The organism is Mesotoga sp. UBA6090 (assembly GCF_002435945.1).
Taxonomy (GTDB): Bacteria; Thermotogota; Thermotogae; order Petrotogales; family Kosmotogaceae; genus Mesotoga.
The window spans coordinates 1-18,722 of sequence record NZ_DIXC01000013.1 but is presented as its reverse complement, the minus strand read 5'-3'; the positions used below and the strand labels follow the sequence as shown (position 1 = coordinate 18,722).

Here is an 18,722-nt window from a genome sequence, read left to right as displayed (position 1 = left end):
CACTACTACGGACTGTTCCGCCCCTGAATCTGGCATCGGTACTTTCACCCTCGTGGGTCTTCCACTTGCGGCTTTTCCCTTAACATCCAGATCCAGGTTCCCAAGTTCCTAATCGAAGCCTGTACCAGGGTCACACCACAACCCTAGACCCGGCTTATACGCTTTCTTCTCGGAGGACGGAGAACCTTCTCTAATGCGACTAGCCTGAGTCAGCAGACCGACTACTTTTTGCCTTCTGCCTTGTGCCTGTGAGACGGCTTCCTCTTCGTGCGAACCGCCGTTCACCCCTACAAGAAGAATATGATCCTGAATGGGATCATGGGATCACAGATAAAGAAGATCGTTAAGCGGCTCTTCGCTTTGTTCCTGGCGCGAAAGCGCCAGCATCACTTCCCCGGATGCTCTTCCGGGCATCACTTCCTGGCAGGTACCTGTCAGCATCACTTCCCGACGAAGTCGGCCTCACTTCTTTAAAGGATCTTCGCCAGCCTTGCGTCCGCCGATGTTCCTCGGCGGACTACTACTCATCCCTCACTTTATCAAAAACCTTCTGCACTCTCTTCAGCCATTCCTTTCCGCCCCTCAGGTTGAGCCAATCCCCTCTGAACTCTTCTGCAAGAGTCAACGAATCGACTCTTTTCTGACTCCTGAGGTTGCCTCTTTCTGCTTTCTCGAAGTCCTTCTTATCGTTTTCTTCTTCCTCCAGCAGATACTTGATGAAGTCAGGGTAGCGGCGAAGAATGTTCAGAAGAATCTGTTCCGCTCTGTCTAGCTCCCTGTAGGCATAGTTCTTCAGCGCCAATACTGCAAGAGCCTTCGGATGGCTACTGTGGTTCTCAAACTCCATTGTTTTGGCCATTTCATCGAACATTTTCAGTCTCCAGCACACAATCAATTTGCTAGCTAAGAGGGAGCCGTAATCATCTGGACTGACAAGGGGGAAGACTTCATCTATAACCCTTAGTGCTTCGCTATATGCCTTCTGATCGATCAAGCTATCTACATAATGTTCGATGACTTGCAGGAGCTCGGTGTTGGATGGACTCTCTTCGTTCTCTATAAGTGATGCCCATTTATCCTTTTCAACGATATCGTGAAGGACGTTCAAAGCAAGCTCGCCCGCAACTTGAAGGAGCTTCTTCAGTTTGTCAGTTTCTCTTGTGGAAAGGAAGAGAAGTGTATTCATGAACTCGAAGTTGAACCGGTACTTCTCGCAGTAACCTACCATGGTATCGAATGCATGATCGATATCGTTCTGACTTATCGCTGAGTTTATCAGCGTATACATCGGCACTCGTGAATACTCAACACAGCTGGTCTTCCCGTACGAAATGAAATTAGGTTCCTTAATCGATTTCAAGTTCGAAATTACACCATCAATCGCCGTTCTATGAGAATACTGGTCTGCCATATGTTCATAGATCACATCAAGATCACCGAATGAATCCCGAAGAAGAGATCGGATCAAAGGCGGATCTGGTTTCTCATCTGTTATCTCAGAAAACTTCTTGCTGAAGAGCTCCTCGTCTTCAAAGTCGTATTTCATGCATAACAAGAGTCCCGATCGTACAACTGCGATTGTTGGCTCCAGAGTCTTCAGATATGCGACATACTCTACCACACAATCAGTTGCCTCATCCTTGTCCAAGAGAGCGCTCGCAATAGTCATATTGGAAAACAGGGAAGCCTTCTTTTCTATCCCTTTCAAAATACTCTTCAGTCTATCGAAAAGTTTGCCGAAATCATTGCACACGACAACTTCGTAAAGAAAACCGTCTCTCGACTCGTAGCTGGAGGAATTCAACATAATACCGAGTTCAGAATCACTCATCGAAGCGAACATCTTATTGATAATCAGTTTTGCCCTTGCTTTCTCTTCCATTTCTCCACCTGCAGCCATGCTAACCGGCGCCAACAAGATATCCCCAAATATAATGTGAGACAGGCTCTTGATGAACTCAGTCACCTGATCCAGATTCAGTTTTCGATTCCTTATCATAGCAAGAATCGGGAACTGCGAGCTCAAATAACTCTCAACCGACGGTAATCGAAGTCCTACTGACGAACCCATAGTATCGGGCATCGAGTATGATGCCAGCACAGAAGGAACAATCTTTCTCAAGTCTTCCTTTAGGGAGCCCTCGAACTGCTCCGAATCTAAGCTTTCGCAAATGAAAGTCGTCAATTCATTACCCCAAAGGTAAATAGGAATATAATGCTTACTATTCATGAAATGTCTGAAAAGTGAGAAATTCTCTCTTACAAGTCCTATAGATTCTTTGCGCTCTTTCTCTTCGAATAGGGAAAAGAATCTCTTCTTCAAGTCTCTTTCTGACTGAAAACTCTCTTCATGGCCGGGTGAAGTTTCCTCTGCCTCATTCAGCGTGCGAAGAAGATCTTCGAGAAGGATCTTGGCTATCTGCTCCTTGACAACATGTGAAGTAGTCTTGTCTGAAAGCATAAGACCGGCAAGATAACCCCTGAAGAATCCGTTGCTCATTATTTCCTCCAGAGACATGTCCAGAGAGAATCCACCCTTAAGACCTTTCGCAAGCTCGATTGCTGTGTTTCTGTCAAAGAACACTTCCAGCTCTTCAAGAGTACAGTATTCAATATGAGAATTTCTGCTCATCTCCAGCGCCTCGGCAAGGAGGGTTACTTTTACTGTCTCTCTATCCATAATTCACCTCTCTAGCGTGTAATAGAACACAATAAATTAATACACTGTAAGATTTCTTGCGTTATGCAAAGAGATTAAGAAATGTGAAATCCACCCAATCGCTAAATTAATAGATCAATCAAACCTCTGATAAATCAACCCACGTTGTCTAGCAAGCAGAGTCCATCCATGTTGAAAAGTGTCCTTCCGCCGACTGGAGAGAGACATTTTTAATTTGTGGAGACTCCATTATTTACATGATCGCAACATTATTACCCTAGGAAACAAGCTATTCTCAGTTGAACAAAAACCACAAACTTTTTCAGGCCAAGGTGACCCAAATGCTTCCCCCAAAAAGATGAGGACTCCCTCAATTCTCTGAAGACGGGAACTCAACCTCAAGGGTGAGCAACTGTACTTAAGATGAAAGGTAATACTCTTAGCGACAAGATACTCTCATCTTCGCAATGACTATTCCAAGAGCCTCTTGAAATCTCACGAATTCAGCTTCTGAAAGTACTGTGGTGGATACTTTCAGAACTTATAGAGACAAAGTCGGGAATAACGGACTCCCCATGAGAAAAAAATACTCTAAGCACATGTTAACTCAATGTAATAAACGGAGTCTGTCCCCAAGGAGGGAGGGGTTGAAATGGAGTACCCAAAGGAAAGAGTCGCTCTTGGCGAATGTTAACTAACTGTAAATAATGGAGTCTGTCCCCAAGGAGGAGGAGTTACATTTTGACGTTTGTGAAGAGCTCTTCTATGCTCTGCCTGCGGCGGATGAGTTTTACGGAGTCTCCATCGACGAGCACTTCCGCGGGCAAGGGCATTCCATTGTAGTTGTTGGCCATGGAAAAACCGTAGGCGCCAGCGTTTTCGAAGACGATTGCTGTTCCCGGTATAGGCAACTCTATCTTTCTGCTTCTCGCGAGGATATCTCCGCTTTCGCAGAGAGGGCCGACAACATCTGCAGTAACGCTCTTGCCTGTTCCTGAAAGCACCTGTATTCTGTGATGGGCATCATAAAGAACCGGCCTTATCAAAGCATTCATCCCTGCGTCGGTCACGACAAAAATCTTCTCAGAAGGTTTCACGCTGACTACGGTGGTTACCAGATATCCGGCAGGTCCGATTATGTATCTTCCGAGCTCGGCAATTAGCTTTCCTTCAAAATCGGAAAACAGGTTCCCTATGCCTTTCTGAAGCTTTTCTATATCAAGTTCTTCACCTTCATAGTCGATACCCCAGCCGCCGCCAAGGTCAATGTACTTGAAACCAAATTTCTTGGCACACTCGAGTGCCTTTGAATATGCATCCAAAAAGGGTTCAACATCAGTTATCTGCGAGCCAATATGGAGATGCAGACCGTCTACTCTATCGGCTACCGCCTCAACATTTTCTATTGGTACACCAAATTTATGAGCCCTGAGCCCTGTGGATATATGCGGATGGGTTTTCGCATCAACATCGGGATTGACTCTCAGGAGCTTTATCACGTCAATGCCATCCCAGAGAGGGAGTTCCTGCAACGAATCCACACAGACAATGTCCAGTCCCTGGTTAGTGAAATGTACAATATCCTCATGAGTTTTGCCGTTACCGTTCCAGAGGATTCGCTTCATCCCGGCCATTTTGGACGCGAGTAGCTCTCCCCTGGACACAACGTCTGCGCCTATTTCCTCTTCTGCCATGATCTTGAGAAGTGAAGGATTATTGTTGGCCTTTAAGGCAAAGACTATCTCGGCATCGAGACCCTCGAAGACCTTCTTGGCTTTGGCAATTCTCTTTCTTATCTTTTGAGCATCATATACATAAAGGGGAGTACCGAACTCATTTGCGAGTTTCTGAAAATCAATCATCTCAACCTCCAAAATCTAGCCTTTCCGTGATCTCGTTTATCTCTTCGATCGTAATATTCAAGGCCGGCAAGAACCTTATTCGCCCACCTGTGACATTGAGAAGCACCCTTCTTTCAAAGGCCAGGGCTTTGACCTTGTCCGGATCTTCTGTTGATACTCCTATCATCAGACCCATCCCACTCACTTCTTTTGTCCAGGGGAGCCTCTTCAGGTTCTCCATCAGCTGTGCCCCACATATTCTAACACTTTCTAGAAGGTCGTAATTCATTCTTGACACAACGGAAAGTCCAGCAGCAAGACTGATAGGATTTGGGGCAAATGTCGATCCGTGATCTCCCAGCGCAAATGGCGATAATCCTCTAAAAACAACCGCTCCCAGCGGCAGGCCCCCGCCGACCGCCTTCCCTAGTATAACCATGTCAGGTTCAATTTCGTAATTGTGATAACCGAAGTATTCACCGGTCCTGCACAGACCGCTCTGAATCTCATCGGCAACTACCAAGAAGCCCCTATCTTTTCTGAGGTCTTCTATAGTACGGACAAGATCGGCAGGATAAGGCAAGACTCCGCTGTTACCCTGTATCGTTTCGACGAAAACGGCAGCGATTTCTTCTTCTCTGACAGCCCTTTCAAAATCCTCCACTCGTTTGGGCAGAAAGAGGACATCTTGAAGGAGCGGTTCGAAGGGTTTGCGGAGTTTCTCACTGTGTGTAAGAGAAAGAGCGCCCATCGTTCTTCCGTGGAAATTGCCTTCGAATGAAACGAGTTTTCCACTTCTGAGTTTTCTCACGGCCTTGATTGCGGCTTCTGTAGCCTCCGTACCGGAGTTTGAGAAGTAAACTTCACCTTTAGAACGTGAGAATTGAAGGAGCTTTTCACTTAGAGAAATGGCATCCTCATCGATAAAATAGTTCGATGTGTGAGAGAAGCGCTTGATTTTCGAGGTAACGGCTTCTACTGTTGCAACGTCTGAGTGGCCAAAGGCAAGGACCCCTATTCCGGCAAATGTATCCAGGAACTCCCCCTGGTCTGTCTTTATGTTTATTCCATGTGCACTGACGATTCTAAGAGGAAAAGGTGAATAGACGCTCGAAATCATGCTCATCAACTCACAATTCAAACTCATCGAGCAGAGCCTTCAAGGCTGTGCTTGCCTGAAATTTGGGAACGAGAACTGAAATCTTGATCTCTGAAGTTGTAGTGGCGATGATTTTGACTCCTGCCTTCCCCAGCGCAAGGAAAAAACGGGCAGCTACACCGGAGCTAGACCTCATCCCGACGCCCACGGTCGATATCTTCGCTACATCTTCATCTATTGCAAGTTCCCAGTTATCCACATCGACCAGCACATTCTCGATAGTCCTCTTTATTGCCGCAGGACTGGCTGAGATAACCGTGAATGCCAGATGAATGTAGCCGTTGTCGTTGACTATAGATATCATATCCACGTTGAAACTCGATCCGGCAACCGCCTGGAAGATCTTGCTGACTATCTCGGTGTTGCCGGGAAGTTTGTTAATCGCAATCTTTAGCTGGTTAGTGTCTATTGTCGCCCCGGTCACTACAGGCTGTTCAAGCCATTCGGGAAGCCTGTTCACTACTCTCGTACCCCCTTCTTCGCTGAAAGAAGACAAACAGAGGATCTCTACGTTGTACTTCTTCGCTATTTCAACGGATCTCGAATGGAGGACTTTCGCCCCCAAAGCGGCCATTTCAAGCATTTCGTCGTAAGTAATGTACTCCAGCTTTCTAGCATCTTTGTGAAACTTGGGATCGCAAGTATATACGCCTGCTACGTCGCTGAATATCTCGCAGGGGACCCCTGCCTTGGCCGCAATGGCGACTGCAGATGTATCCGAGCCCCCGCGTCCTAAAGTGGTGAGATTTCCCTCAGTATCGACGCCTTGAAAGCCGGTGACTACTATCACGTCATGATCCTCAAGCTCGGTGTAGATCTTGTCGAGATTCAGGTCTGCGATTCTTGCATTGTCGAAATCTCCAACAGTCGTTATGTCAAGCTGTAAAGCGTTGTGAGAGATTGATTTCACACCCATTCCTATAAGAACCATAGAAAGGAGGGCAGCAGATATCTGTTCGCCGGTAGAAAGCAGCATCGCCAGTTCTCTAGGATCCGGTTCCTCAGAGAGGTCTTCGGCAAGAGAAATCAGGTCGTTCGTAGTCTTTCCCATTGCAGAGACTACCACAATCACCTTCTCGCCAGAATCGACGCGTACTTTGATTCTCTCTGCAACGTTCCTAATTCTCTCGGCATTAGCGACCGAAGACCCTCCGTACTTTTGAACGAGCATCTAGTTCTCCTTTATCTCACGGAGTTCTTTGACGAGATTCGTCTTGCTTGCCGTCTTCTCGTCGAACTGTTTTATGACTTTCGCGGGCATTCCTGCAGCAACCGAGAAAGGCGGAACATCCTTCGTTACCACTGCACCGGCCCCTATAACGGAATTCGTTCCAATCCTCACCCCTTCGAGGACTACCGCATTCGCTCCTACAAGCACATTGTCTTCTATTATTACTGGTGTCGCGCTAGGAGGCTCCACAACGCCAGCAACAACGGCTCCCGCTCCAATGTGACAATCGGCTCCAATTATTGCCCTGCCTCCGACTACTACGTTCATATCTATCATGGTTCCTTTGCCAATCACTGCACCGACATTGAGAACTGCCCCCATCATTATGACCGCGTTGTCTCCAATTTCAACCAGATCACGAATAATCGCTCCCGGTTCGATACGCGCCCTATACCTCGTTAGATCGGCGAGGGGGAGGGCCGAATTTCGTGCCCTGATTTCGATGTGGTGACCAGCAATCTTGTCTCTGTTGGCCTCGATCACTCCGCTGATATCTTTCAGATCGCCAAAGAGAATTCCAAAGTCTTTGCCTCCGACGAACTCTACACCCGCAGTCGAAAGGTCGGCCAGATCCCCGCAAATGTGACATATTGCAGGGGTCTTTTTCTTCGAATTTCTTATCATCTTTATTATCATTTCTGAGTCCATTTAATGACCTCCTCAAAGGAGTAGAATCCCGTTTCTTTACTGGCACAGAACTGAGCTGCCGTAAGCGCCCCGATCGCGAATACCTTGCGGGAGATCGCTCTGTGAGTTATCTCGATAACTTCTCCGTCATTAGCAAAGAAGAGAGTATGATCTCCGGGAACTCCCCCGGCCCTCACAGAGTGAATCGGCAAGTCTCTTCCGGTAGCTTCCTTGAGCATCAATGCGGTACCCGATGGCGCGTCTTTCTTCGCACTGTGGTGCACTTCAATTATCTCGCCTTCGAAGCCTTCAAAAAGAGTCGAAAACTCTTTGAGGATCATTCTTAGCAGGTTTATGCCTATAGAAAAATTGAAGCTTTGAACCACAGGGAGCTTTTCGGCAAGCTTCTCCAGATCTGAAATATCAGATTGACGAAGAGCAGTCGTCCCAATGACCAGACCTGCACCAAATTGATCTGTAAGATCGATTGTCGTTTTCGAAGCTTCACGATTCGAGAAATCAATGATAACCTCAGGTTCGCCATGTCTAAAGATGCCCTTGTCATTAACTTCGAGAACGAGTTCGTGGTCTTTAAATACTTCAATAATTTCTTTTCCCATCCGCCCCGAAGAGCCAACTACTCCATATTTCACAGCACTCCACTCTCTTTCAAGGCCCTTTCAACAACCGTTCGATTTGCATCGGAGAGTTCGTAAAGAGGCAGGCGAAGTTCGTTCTCGCAATACCCCATTAGGCTCAGGGCATACTTGACAGGTATGGGATTTGACTCCACAAAGAATGCTTTCATAATCGGGAGAAGCTCTAGATGCAAGTCCCTCGCTCTCTCAAGGTCGCCGCCGAGAATAGACCGGATCATCGAAGAAGTCTTGAAAGGGGCGGCATTAGAAATAACCGAGATAACACCGTCGCCGCCACTACAGCAGAGATGAAAGGCCTGATCGTCGTTTCCAGACCAGACCTTGAGATCAGAATGATTTGCCTTCAACCTGGAAAGAAGGTAGTCGACATGATACTGGTCTCCACTTGCCTCTTTCACTCCGACAATATTATCGAAGTCCAGACACCTGATTATCGTATCGGGAAGCATGTTGGTTCCCGTTCTTCCCGGAACGTTGTAAATTATCACCGGTCCTTGCACACGTGTCGCTATCTCTCCAAAGTGCCTGTAAAGACCTTCCTGGGTTGGTTTGTTGTAATAGGGGACCACTACCAGTACGCCATCGGCACCCTCATCGAATGCTCTTGTTGACATCTCCACGGTCTTTTCCGTCGAATTGGTACCCGTCCCCGCAATCACAGGCACCGTGCCATTTGCCTCATTAACGGCGATCTTTATCAGTTGAGTCCGTTCAGAATCTCTTATCGTTGGCGATTCTCCGGTCGTTCCGAGGACTATAAGGGCCTCAATTTTGTTCTCAAGCTGAAATCTTAGAAACCTCCCGAATGCATCGAAATCAACATTACCATCCTTGAAAGGTGTTATAACCGCAGTTCCAGTTCCTCTGAACATTTCTCTACACCTCCTCCTAGAAAGGCAGCCCCGTCTCTGAAGGTGACTGTAAGAACGCCTCCATTGGCCTGCAAGACTATCTTCTCACTGCCCGTCCTTCTGCTTTGAATCCACGCCACTGCTGTCGCACCGCTGCCACAGGCGCCCGTCTCTCCCTCGACGCCTCTTTCAAAAGTTCTTAATCTAAGCGTTCCGTCTTCCTGGACGCTGAAGACGTTAATATTGCTGTCGTACAGGTGCCTGAGAGGAACAAGTGCGTTCCAGTCGATATCTTGCGTGTCCCCCTCTATCACAAGATGAGGCACACCGACAACAACGATCTCTCCGCGAAACTCTTCCTCCTCGAAACTTCCCAGGAATTTTGGTGAGGGCATCTTCACGCAAACAACCTCATCCACAACGCCCAATAGACTTCCCGAGTAAGAGAAAAACTCGACCGTATCTCGGGCTTCTTTTTCGTGAATGAAGTGCACGAAAGTCCTAGCTCCGTTTCCACAAAAGGCGGCCCTATGACCATCACGATTGAAGTAATCCATGAAGTCTCTCTCCACAAAGATCGCACCATCTCTGTCGCTAACGTACTTGAGAACAAGATCGCGCTTCTCTTCATCGCTCAGCTTTGTATCTCTCGAATCGACTACCAGAAAATTGTTTCCAGTCGCAGAGTAAAATGCACCTTTCATCTCAAGTACCTCCCAAATGAGTTTTCATGATTCGAATAGCATTTGTTGCCGCCCCCACCCGAATGTTGTCGGCCATGTTCCAGAAGAGGAAGCGGTTTCCGTCAAAGCCTCTCAGACGCGACACAAATACCAGATCGGAACCGGCTACTTCCATTGGGGTCAGCCTTTCTTCACTGTAAACTACGTCTTTTGAAGACTCTATCTCTCTTCTAAGGTCCTCCAGTGAAAAGGGGCGGACCGTCTCACAGAAGACGGATTCAGAATGGCCGTAAACAACAGGAACCCTCACAGTCGTGGGCCAGACAGATATCGAATCATCCCTGAAGATCTTTCGAGTTTCGTGAACCATCTTCATCTCTTCGGTAGAAAAGTTTGAATGGAGCAAATCCCCAATAATGGGAACGACGTTTCTGTGTATCTGCCTCACAAAGACCGAAGGCCGAATTTCTCCCCTCTCCTGCTCTTCAAGCTCGGCGATTCCTTTGTTGCCCGCCCCAGAGACAGCTTGATATGTAGAAACTACAATTGTCTTTATCCCGTAGCTCTTGTATATTCCGCTGAGGGAGAGAACCATTTGTATGGTCGAGCAGTTTGGGTTTGCAACAATACCGCCGTATCCCTTCAGAATATCCCCGTTGATCTCGGGAACCACAAGAGGAATTTCTGCGTCACTTCTGAAAGCAGATGAGTTGTCAATAACGACGGCTCCCTTTTGTGCGGCTATTGGAGCATAATGCTTCGAAACGGTAGCTCCGGCAGAGAATAGAACATAATCGTAGCCTTTATCGAAGGACTCCTCTCTAAGCTCCTTGACTTCTAGATTTCTGGCCTCAAACTTGAAATGCTTTCCTTCACTGCGCTTCGAGGCAAGCAAATCGATCACTTTCGGCGCAATCTTCTCCTCTTCCAACTTTCTCAACATCATTCGGCCTACTTCCCCGGTAGCGCCTACTATTGCGAGTCGCACTTAACCACCTCCCAAAAAAAAGAAAAAGCGTTCCCGAAGAAAACGGGAACACTTCAATGGTTTGAAATAATGTCCTATTCCAAACCCACCGGCTCTCCACGCATTCTTCGTGACAGTCATACAGGTCTTTCCTGTATGCCCAGAAGTCAGTCGCTGGGGCTTCCGCCTTCTTCGGCACCCTCGCCTTTCGATCCGTTCCAATCCCCTGATGAACGTCTACTGATCTTGGGTGCTCCTCCGTTGGGTAACTTTCGATTTATTATATCACGGTGCTCTCCAGACCAACTAATCCTTTGAAAACATAAGGTTAATTGATCATCTCAATTGAACTTTGCTCCTTGCCTGGAACTGGATTGCCCTTTGATACCATTCTATATTCTATGTTGACTCTGAGTTACAGCTAGAAACCTCCGGTTCCGCCTCCACCGCCTCCACCGCCGGAGCCTCCGCCGCTAAATCCGCCCCCACCAGAACCACTGCTGGATGCAGAAGAAGCGGCTCTTGTAAGAGTGGTGAAGGAACTGACGGCGTATGCCGTGACAGGATAGTAGATGTAAGGATGTCTGCTCTGTTCTCTCCAGACGTCTTCCGGGACTATCTTGTTTAGGTTCTTCCTCACGGTATCGGCAATTCCGAGGGCCGTTGCGAATACGAGATACTCTTCCCACAGGATAATCGATTCAGGGGGTTTCTCGTTTAGCAAGGAGTAATCCTCCAGATACTTCTTCAAGCCAAGCCACCGGAGATAGAAAAGCCTCCCGTCTTTCGTCCATCTTCCGAATACATCCTTCGGCAACAAAATCACAACCCAGCTGACGATCCAGATCCCTCCAAAGAATGCGTACGAGAAGAAGCGCATTGGCGAAAGATCAGATTTCGAGTAGAAAACCAGAAGGACAATACACACAACAAACATCAGGAAGGAGTAACCCTTGGCAATCGCATTGCCCTTGAGGTCTATCAAGTGCATCCTCTTAACAGTATCGTTGACCTTGTTTTTGTATTTCGAGAATTCGCTAGTAAAGAGACGGGCTTTTGATTGCTTCTTCGTAACCTGTTTCTTCACAGCTGTAAAATCAAACACATCACCTTCGTCATACTTGTCAAGAAAAGAGAGGAAGGCCGCTTCGGTAGGACGTAGCTTTGAGTTGTCTCGATTCTTTATGATTATTCCTTCGACCTTGTCGCCCTTTCCTTTCTGAAAATCGATATGTTCCTTTCTATACAGCTCCATAATTGTTGAGCCTATTCCGTCGTTGTCGACCATTCCAGCCATGTTTCTTACTGCCGCGTTTATGACGTCGGGAGCGTCGCCTGTTGGCAACTCTCTCTCATACTCGGCATAATAGCCGATATCTATTTCTCGTCCAAATTTTCTGTGCGCAACTATCAACACAAAAGGTGTCAAGAAACCTACTGCTATTGGAATTATCCACTTTCCGAAGAGAACCGTTGTCTCTGCCTGTCTTTCGGCTCCTTCTATGAAGCTCTGATCGAAGGCTCCACCTAGAGCGATGTTTCGCATGTTCATCGCGTTTGCCTGTTCCTTTGGAACGACTGCCCTGAACTCGACGTATGTCAACGGCGGAATGTTCGTCGCTCTCAAATCAAACACGTTTCCACTGCGATCTACCTCAACAGGGGGATGTGTGTAGAACTCGAGTATATCTAACTCTTGAGGAAAAACAACTCTCGCAGTAATTTCGCCGACCCAACTGCTCGTGTCCTCACCCCAGATCTTTCTGAAGATCTGTGCGATGTCCGTGCCCACTTCGACAGCTCTACGAACAGTGTACTTGTAAGTAACGCTTACTCTTTCCTCTCCTTTTACCGGGGTGACACTCGAGGAGTTATACGGAACAAACCAGATCCTAACCGATCTGGCACTTTCGTCGCCCATAGATTCTATGTATTTGATCTCCTTGCCTACAGCAGTAACCTCAATCGAGCTGTACTGGCTTCCCGCTCTATCGGCAGGCAGCTCTCTATAAATACCTCTGTAAGCTTTGTTGAATTTATAGTCGATAGTCTCGGTAACTGTCAGGAGACCGTTCTGGTCTATCTCCATCAAGACATTCGCCTTCTCTATGGATGTAATAGCCGAAAAAGAATCAGCTATACCGTCACTGAAGATCAGTATCGCCACTGCCCAAGTAATTACACCAACTATAATCCCCGCGATGACTCTGACAACTATCTTCTTCACTGAGCACCACCCCCTTTATTGCATTTTACACTATCGTACCTAGAATAATTGGAATGAGCCAGTCTGCTATCGCAGGCCAGTCACGCTTCGCCTGGCTAGTCTTTGCTTCGCAAAGGCCAGTTCCGCTTCGCGGGGAAAGATCCTCAAAGCCAGTCCGCTACGCACGCCGATCTTCTTGATCTGTGATCCCATTCAGAATCATATTCTTCTTGTAGGGGCGAACGGCTGTTCGCCCGAAGAGGGGGCCAAAATCCGTTGCCGTGAAAGGCTAACGGAGAACTGCATCTCACAGCGTTCAGCGTCCAGCGATCAGCGGGTTTTCCGCTCTTAAGCGTTCAGCGGTTCTTAGATTCTCGCCCTTGAACGAAGAACTTCTTTCCTTGAATTCAGTTCAGCACCTTGCTCTTGATGTTATTTCCTAACGCCTCCATAAATTTTTAGCCATGAACTACATTTCAAAGTCTGTCTCTTTGCGTAAAACTCCAGTGGATTCAGATAGAGAGGCTTTCCAGAAACGATCTTTTGACATGAGCTAAAGGCAATCTGAAACACTCTTTGGTAGAAACTTCATATAAATGAAAGGAATACGTAGTATCGATGGTTTAGTATTTTACCGAACGGTAAGTAAAAATCAATTGGGGGTGTTATTCGTGGGTATTGTAGAAAGTATGAAGACTTCCATGCTGAGACAGGCAGGGAAGTATGTTGGTACACTTGTCAGGAATTCTTCTACTGAGAATATTGGAAAATTGTTCGGAACTGTTGCGGCTTTGACGAAAGAACCAACAAAGAGTGGTTTGAAGAAACTGACTCGGATGGCCGAGGAAGAGCATCCAATGATCGTTTCCTGGCAGAACGTTTTCAAGAGATCGAGTCCTAAGGCCGTTGAAAAGGCTATGACCAATCTCGTTGTAAACGAGTTTGCACTTGGCGAGAAGATTCGTCAGGAAAAGATGCTCGAGCACGAAGTTGTGATTCCGAAGCTCGTAGTAATAAGCCCAACTTACGCCTGTAATCTTAACTGCGTGGGCTGTTACGCCGGTCTCTACGGTAGAAAGTACCAGCTTTCGAAGGAAGAGGTCAGTTCTATAATCCGGCAGGCAAATGAACTGGGGATTTATTTCTTCATCATTACCGGCGGTGAACCTTTCGTATGGCCGCATCTTCTCGAGATTTTCGAAGAGTTCAACGATTCTTACTTCCAGGTCTACACAAATGGAACGCTTATCACCAAGGAAGTTGCGAAAAAGCTCGGCGAACTTGGAAATGCCACATTTGCCGTCTCCGTAGAAGGTTTCGAAGGCGAGACCGACTGGAGAAGAGGACGCGGTGTCTTTCTTAAGATCAAGCAGGCGTGGGAGAATCTGAGAGAAGCCGGAGTCATTTACGGTACTTCGGTTACCGCAACCAGACTGAATCACGATGTTATGATGAAGGACGAGTTCTGGCAGTTCTTGAAGGACGAAGGCGTTGCTTATGCCTGGGTATTTCAGTTCATGCCAGTAGGTATGAATCCTTCGATGGATCTCGTTCCAACGCCTGAGCAGAGGTATGAGCGATTCTTCAAGACTGAGCAAGAGAGGCTTGGCGGAGACTTTGCATTCGTTGCAGACTTCTGGAATCACGGATTCCTTACGAATGGCTGTCTGGCCGCCGGCGCAAAGTATATTCACGTAAATGCAAAGGGTTACGTTGAACCTTGTGTCTTCCAGCAGTTTGCGGTTGACAGCATAAGAGAGAAGAGTCTTCTGGAGATTGTGAAGTCTCCATTCTTCACGGCATACAAGAGAATGGTGCCTTACAGCAATAATCTCTTCAGACCCTGTCCGATTATTGACAATCCGAAGGTTCTCAGAGCTATGGTGAACAAGTTCAATGCGATCCCACAGCATGATGGAAGCGAGAACGTTGTCACAGAGCTTGCCGGACAGCTTGACGAACTTGCAGCCGGCTGGAAGGAATACGCCGACAAACTCTACTACGAGGAAGGCTTTGCCGAGACCCATCCGGCCCACAGAGGGGTTTACGATTTCGATGTTAGAATGAGAAAGTACGCTAACAATGAAGAGAAGCTTGCTATAGACAAAAAACCTTGAAGGGACGGTGGATCCGGTGCGAGCGAAATTGTCTTCTAGAGAGAGGATTATAAAAGCCGCCCGGAAGGCCTTTGCGGAAAGAGGTCACGACGGCGTAAGCATGTCCGAGATTGCCCAGATGGCTGGGGTGAAAAAGGCCTTGATATACTACTACTTCCCCAGCAAAGAGGATCTGTTTTATGAAGTTTGGCAGTACTCGATAGACGAACTTGAAGATCATGTCTTTTCGGAAACAAGAGATGAGAATGTTTATGTGTCGAAGCTCAAGAGGATTCTAAGGTCATATATTGATTTCATAACCAATAAGAATGAGATCAAGAAGATCATGGATCAAGAGAGGGCGAACCTTAGCAGGCAGGACAACGAATCCTGGAAGAGGGTCAAAGATAGATACCAGCTTCTGAAGGAGAAGCTGTCCTCAGCTATAGACGAGGCAAAGATCGCTCAGGAGATTTCGAAAGACGTGGATCCCGACAGCGCGGCAGACCTCATATTGAATGGTTTCAGCGTAACGGAAGACCCGAACGGGCTAGAAAGTATAAGAGAGATAATCTGGAGGGGCTTGGTGAGCAACTCTGGAGAATGAAGCAGACAACAAAAGAGAGGGATTCAGTCCCTCTCTTTCTTTGTTCCTCTTCTCTTGAAGTCGAGAACCTCTCGAAATTTTGAATATCTTTCCTCGAACCTAGTCCCGGAGATCTGAAGAAACTTCAGATAGAGCACGTCTACAATCATCAGCTGGACGATTCGAGTGACGAGGCCGCCTTCTGGAAAGACGAGTTTGGAGTAATAGCTTTCCAGGTTGATGCTCGAATAATTGCTTAGCTTCGATCCGGACGGAGTTATTGTAACCACAGAGGCCCCAGCCTTCTTAGAAAATCTCAAGGCATCCATAAGGTCAACGGAACTTCCTGTACTAGAAATGGCGACTACTGTTGAATCACTTTCCAAACTGTAGGCAGAAATCATCTGCTCATATCCATTCTCTATTAGCCGCACTCTTTTTCCACTTTGAAGCATCTTTAGATAAAGGTCGTGCCCGGCGATAGCGTCAAAGCCAAAGGCGTAGATGTCGACGATCTGAGACGATGAAAGAACTCTTGCTGCCTCTTCTATTACTTCCTCGCTAAGCCGACTATAGGCCTCTTTGATTGTCGTTGAAACGAGTTCATCATATGCCTCTAGGTCTTCGATCAATACAGATGACTTTTCCCTCTGGACGAGTATGTTGAGCTCACTTGCGATGGCCAGCTTCAGTTGCGAGTAGCCTGTGAACCCGAGCTTCTTTGCAGCCTTAACGATCATCGACGGAGATACCTCAAGTCGTGCTGCGAGATCATGAACTGAGAACTCCAGAGCTTGCTCCGGATGGTTTATGACAAAGCTTACAATCTTTTCTTCGGTCCCGGTTAGGAGATGAAGTGCTTCGTTGTAGGACTGCAGAAGGCTACTCATTTTCAGCGGGAACTCCTTTCTCCTTTAGTCTCTCAAACCAGTAAGCGAGCTCGCTTCGAATCTCTTCCGGAACATTAGACAGGAAGTTGGGATCATCGTGTGTATAATCTATCATTCCTTCTGCAATGCCGACCCTCTTTGAACTGCCAAACGGCAGCTTTCCTTCGCTTGCCTGAGATACTGTCTCTTTCACAAGGAGATCCATATGCTTCAGAAAGCTCGCCAATATAACAGAGGGATTCATCGATATGAGATTCGAGTCGACCGTAATCACATACTTACCTCTGACCGATGCCTCCTCAATCACTCCAACACCACTTCCTCCGGCAATTGAAAGGATTACGTCCGCTCCTGCGTCAAACTGTTTTGCAGCCAGCTCTCTTCCTCTTGAAGGATCGGACCAGCTTCCAACAATGCCGAAAAGAACATGAATCGAGGGATCGATAGTCGCCACTCCCTTCTCGAACGAAGGTCTCATTATATTTGTCATTGCAGGGTAGGTATCCCCGGCGATGAAGCCAACCACCTTCTCAGAATTTGCTCCGGGCATCCGGCTTGAAGTGACAAGACCGGCAAAGATACCAGCTAGAAAGGTCATTTCGTCGTCTCTAAACGCCACTGAATAAGTATTGGGAAGTGAGTCCTCAATCATTCCGTCCAGAAGCGCAAACTTCTGGTTCGGGAACATATTCGCAACGCGTCTCACACTTGCCGGCATTCCCTCTGTAAAAGTCATAAGAAGATCATACTTATCCAGAGCAGCGAGACCGGTCAGAATAGATTCCCATCTTGACTGATTGTACCCGCCTTCGACGATCTTGATCTCGATCTCATCAGACTCAATTTCGAGGGCACCTTTTTGAACGAGCTCATAGATGGCGTTTCCGCCGATTTCACCTGTGATTAGAATGGCAACACTGAATTTGGCGCCAGCAAGAGTGGCAATCATTACCATCAGCAAAAGCAAGGATAATCTCTTCATCTTTTCACGCTCCCAAGAATCTCATATAATCATATAAATAGATTATAGTTCTTTCGAACTTAATTCTCAAGAGCGAGAATATTATTCATTATTTCGTGTTACATTGTAGGTGATGAGTCCGGGGTGGGCCTTTTCATTACGAAGCCGTCGTACTGGTTGATGTTCTGATCAAGGAGCTTTACCATCTCAGTAGCATCTATAAGCCAATGCAGCGAGAAATCTTCGACAAGCTCGGCCACTTGGACCTTGATTTCCTCAAGATCCTGACCGGCCATATATGAATGGTAAGCATAAGACCATACGTGAGGGGTTCTTGGGCTGGATAGTTCGATTCTCTCCAAGTCGCTGGAAGCCAAGATAGAGTATACCTCAGCATAATCACCAGGACTGTCCACCTCCCAACCGTTCTCCGTCCATCTGAAGTAGCGTTTAAAAACGGATAATTCTGTCGCCTCATGGGCCCTCACCATGTGATCGTCAACAACCATGAGCTCGGCAACTCCGTCACAATCAAGATCTACAACGTTATTTGTTCTCTTAGGATCTATTGCCACTGTCAATGTGTAAACCTTGGTGTCGATTACGGTTATGTAGTAGGCTCCCAGGGGTGTAGAGTAATCATCGGTAAGAAATCTGAATATTGTGGTCTTCTGTCCGGGGTAGGGCACATCGTGGACAATGACGGGTGTCATTATCGTCTTGCCCGCAAGAGTATCTACTACGACCCCTTCTTTATAGAACTTGACAACATCCGGGATGCCCATTACGGGATCACCAGACTGGAACTCGAACGTAATTCTCCCTGGAAGAAGCCCATTGCAGTATTCCTCGTACTTCCACAGTGATGTACTCTCGAGAGTCTCTGTATCCAGAGAAGTTGCGTCGACTGCCACATTAGGCGTTGCCACCTCGGTTAGAATGCCCGTGCTTACAGGAGTGGGGGGAATTGGGGGAGAAGGTGTTATTTCTTCTGCGGGACTCTCATCGAAGAAACCGTCAAGATTGAAGAGATCATCAAAGGAATCCATAGCAAGAATCTCTCGCGCCATATCTTCGAAGGAACTCGTAACAGTAGCGTCAGAAGAGTCTGCATAATCGCTGTTCCCCGCCAGACTTGTAATTGTTATAAGGACGAACATCGTAAAAGATAAATAGCGAAATAAATGCCTTCTCATACTGTCCAATCACCCACATGGCAATTATACGCTATTTTCGGAAACACGAAGCTCAAGTTTTCGGGCAGCAACAGACAGGAGTTCTTCGTTCCAGTGTGCCAAGAAGGCGA

Annotated in this window: 15 protein-coding genes and 1 riboswitch; of the genes, 2 read left to right on the top strand and 13 right to left on the bottom strand. The window is 47.1% G+C overall.

The features are described 5' to 3' along the window. Positions 1 to 520: 520 nt before the first annotated feature. From B3K42_RS02465 to B3K42_RS02420, 10 genes are all read right to left on the bottom strand, one after another. Entirely contained in the window at positions 521 to 2,680 is a 2,160-nt protein-coding gene (locus B3K42_RS02465; protein WP_292596604.1) for a hypothetical protein, read from the bottom strand. A gap of 713 nt (positions 2,681 to 3,393) precedes the next feature. Next, on the bottom strand, positions 3,394 to 4,521 hold the full coding sequence (lysA, locus tag B3K42_RS02460) for a diaminopimelate decarboxylase (RefSeq protein WP_292596602.1): 1,128 nt from the start codon (positions 4,519 to 4,521) through the stop codon (positions 3,394 to 3,396). Between the two features lies 1 nt (position 4,522). Then, positions 4,523 to 5,620: an aspartate aminotransferase family protein gene (locus tag B3K42_RS02455; protein ID WP_292596600.1), complete on the bottom strand. Its 1,098-nt coding sequence runs from the start codon at positions 5,618 to 5,620 to the stop codon at positions 4,523 to 4,525. A 10-nt stretch (positions 5,621 to 5,630) separates the two neighbouring features. Beyond that, positions 5,631 to 6,830, bottom strand: a complete 1,200-nt coding sequence (locus B3K42_RS02450; RefSeq protein WP_292596598.1) for an aspartate kinase — start codon at positions 6,828 to 6,830, stop codon at positions 5,631 to 5,633. After that, on the bottom strand, positions 6,831 to 7,538 hold the full coding sequence (dapD, locus tag B3K42_RS02445) for a 2,3,4,5-tetrahydropyridine-2,6-dicarboxylate N-acetyltransferase (protein WP_292596596.1): 708 nt from the start codon (positions 7,536 to 7,538) through the stop codon (positions 6,831 to 6,833). Next, positions 7,523 to 8,170 carry a 4-hydroxy-tetrahydrodipicolinate reductase gene (locus tag B3K42_RS02440; protein WP_292596594.1) on the bottom strand — a complete coding sequence of 216 codons (648 nt, stop codon included), beginning with the start codon at positions 8,168 to 8,170 and terminating at the stop codon, positions 7,523 to 7,525. The genes dapD and B3K42_RS02440 overlap by 16 nt, the downstream gene beginning before the upstream one ends. Then, entirely contained in the window at positions 8,167 to 9,048 is an 882-nt protein-coding gene (dapA, locus tag B3K42_RS02435; RefSeq protein WP_292596592.1) for a 4-hydroxy-tetrahydrodipicolinate synthase, read from the bottom strand. The genes B3K42_RS02440 and dapA overlap by 4 nt, the downstream gene beginning before the upstream one ends. Further along, positions 9,018 to 9,731, bottom strand: a complete 714-nt coding sequence (gene dapF, locus B3K42_RS02430) for a diaminopimelate epimerase (protein WP_292596590.1) — start codon at positions 9,729 to 9,731, stop codon at positions 9,018 to 9,020. Before dapF ends, dapA begins: the two co-directional genes overlap by 31 nt. A gap of 1 nt (position 9,732) precedes the next feature. Beyond that, positions 9,733 to 10,698, bottom strand: coding sequence for an aspartate-semialdehyde dehydrogenase (locus tag B3K42_RS02425; RefSeq protein ID WP_292596588.1), 966 nt, complete (start codon positions 10,696 to 10,698; stop codon positions 9,733 to 9,735). An 81-nt stretch (positions 10,699 to 10,779) separates the two neighbouring features. After that, positions 10,780 to 10,946: riboswitch (Lysine riboswitch) on the bottom strand. 152 nt (positions 10,947 to 11,098) lie between these two features. Beyond that, complete coding sequence (locus B3K42_RS02420; protein WP_292596586.1) at positions 11,099 to 12,904, bottom strand: DUF2207 domain-containing protein; 1,806 nt, start codon at positions 12,902 to 12,904, stop codon at positions 11,099 to 11,101. A gap of 650 nt (positions 12,905 to 13,554) precedes the next feature. Here B3K42_RS02420 and B3K42_RS02415 point away from each other — a divergent pair. Together B3K42_RS02415 and B3K42_RS02410 are read left to right on the top strand one after the other, a co-directional pair. Next, entirely contained in the window at positions 13,555 to 15,000 is a 1,446-nt protein-coding gene (locus tag B3K42_RS02415; protein WP_292596584.1) for a radical SAM protein, read from the top strand. 16 nt (positions 15,001 to 15,016) lie between these two features. Then, positions 15,017 to 15,586 (top strand): TetR/AcrR family transcriptional regulator, encoded by a 570-nt coding sequence (locus B3K42_RS02410; RefSeq protein ID WP_292596582.1) that lies wholly within the window; start codon positions 15,017 to 15,019, stop codon positions 15,584 to 15,586. Positions 15,587 to 15,609: 23 nt separating this feature from the next. Here B3K42_RS02410 and B3K42_RS02405 read toward each other — a convergent pair whose 3' ends face one another. The 3 genes from B3K42_RS02405 to B3K42_RS02395 all read right to left on the bottom strand — a co-directional run bounded on the left by B3K42_RS02405 (position 15,610) and on the right by B3K42_RS02395 (position 18,612). Beyond that, a complete protein-coding gene (locus B3K42_RS02405; protein WP_292596580.1) occupies positions 15,610 to 16,455 on the bottom strand; it encodes a MurR/RpiR family transcriptional regulator in 846 nt (281 codons plus the stop codon). Then, complete coding sequence (locus tag B3K42_RS02400; RefSeq protein ID WP_292596578.1) at positions 16,448 to 17,437, bottom strand: BMP family ABC transporter substrate-binding protein; 990 nt, start codon at positions 17,435 to 17,437, stop codon at positions 16,448 to 16,450. The genes B3K42_RS02405 and B3K42_RS02400 overlap by 8 nt, the downstream gene beginning before the upstream one ends. A gap of 98 nt (positions 17,438 to 17,535) precedes the next feature. Beyond that, positions 17,536 to 18,612, bottom strand: coding sequence for a hypothetical protein (locus tag B3K42_RS02395; RefSeq protein ID WP_292596576.1), 1,077 nt, complete (start codon positions 18,610 to 18,612; stop codon positions 17,536 to 17,538). Positions 18,613 to 18,722: the final 110 nt, after the last annotated feature.

Coding starts and splice junctions, on each gene's coding strand:
- B3K42_RS02465 (WP_292596604.1), bottom strand. CDS start 2,680: ATGGATAGAGAGACAGTAAAAGTAACCCTCCTTGCCGAGGCGCTGGAG.
- lysA (WP_292596602.1), bottom strand. CDS start 4,521: ATGATTGATTTTCAGAAACTCGCAAATGAGTTCGGTACTCCCCTTTAT.
- B3K42_RS02455 (WP_292596600.1), bottom strand. CDS start 5,620: ATGATTTCGAGCGTCTATTCACCTTTTCCTCTTAGAATCGTCAGTGCA.
- B3K42_RS02450 (WP_292596598.1), bottom strand. CDS start 6,830: ATGCTCGTTCAAAAGTACGGAGGGTCTTCGGTCGCTAATGCCGAGAGA.
- dapD (WP_292596596.1), bottom strand. CDS start 7,538: ATGGACTCAGAAATGATAATAAAGATGATAAGAAATTCGAAGAAAAAG.
- dapA (WP_292596592.1), bottom strand. CDS start 9,048: ATGTTCAGAGGAACTGGAACTGCGGTTATAACACCTTTCAAGGATGGT.
- dapF (WP_292596590.1), bottom strand. CDS start 9,731: ATGAAAGGTGCATTTTACTCTGCGACTGGAAACAATTTTCTGGTAGTC.
- B3K42_RS02405 (WP_292596580.1), bottom strand. CDS start 16,455: ATGAGTAGCCTTCTGCAGTCCTACAACGAAGCACTTCATCTCCTAACC.
- B3K42_RS02400 (WP_292596578.1), bottom strand. CDS start 17,437: ATGAAGAGATTATCCTTGCTTTTGCTGATGGTAATGATTGCCACTCTT.
- B3K42_RS02395 (WP_292596576.1), bottom strand. CDS start 18,612: ATGAGAAGGCATTTATTTCGCTATTTATCTTTTACGATGTTCGTCCTT.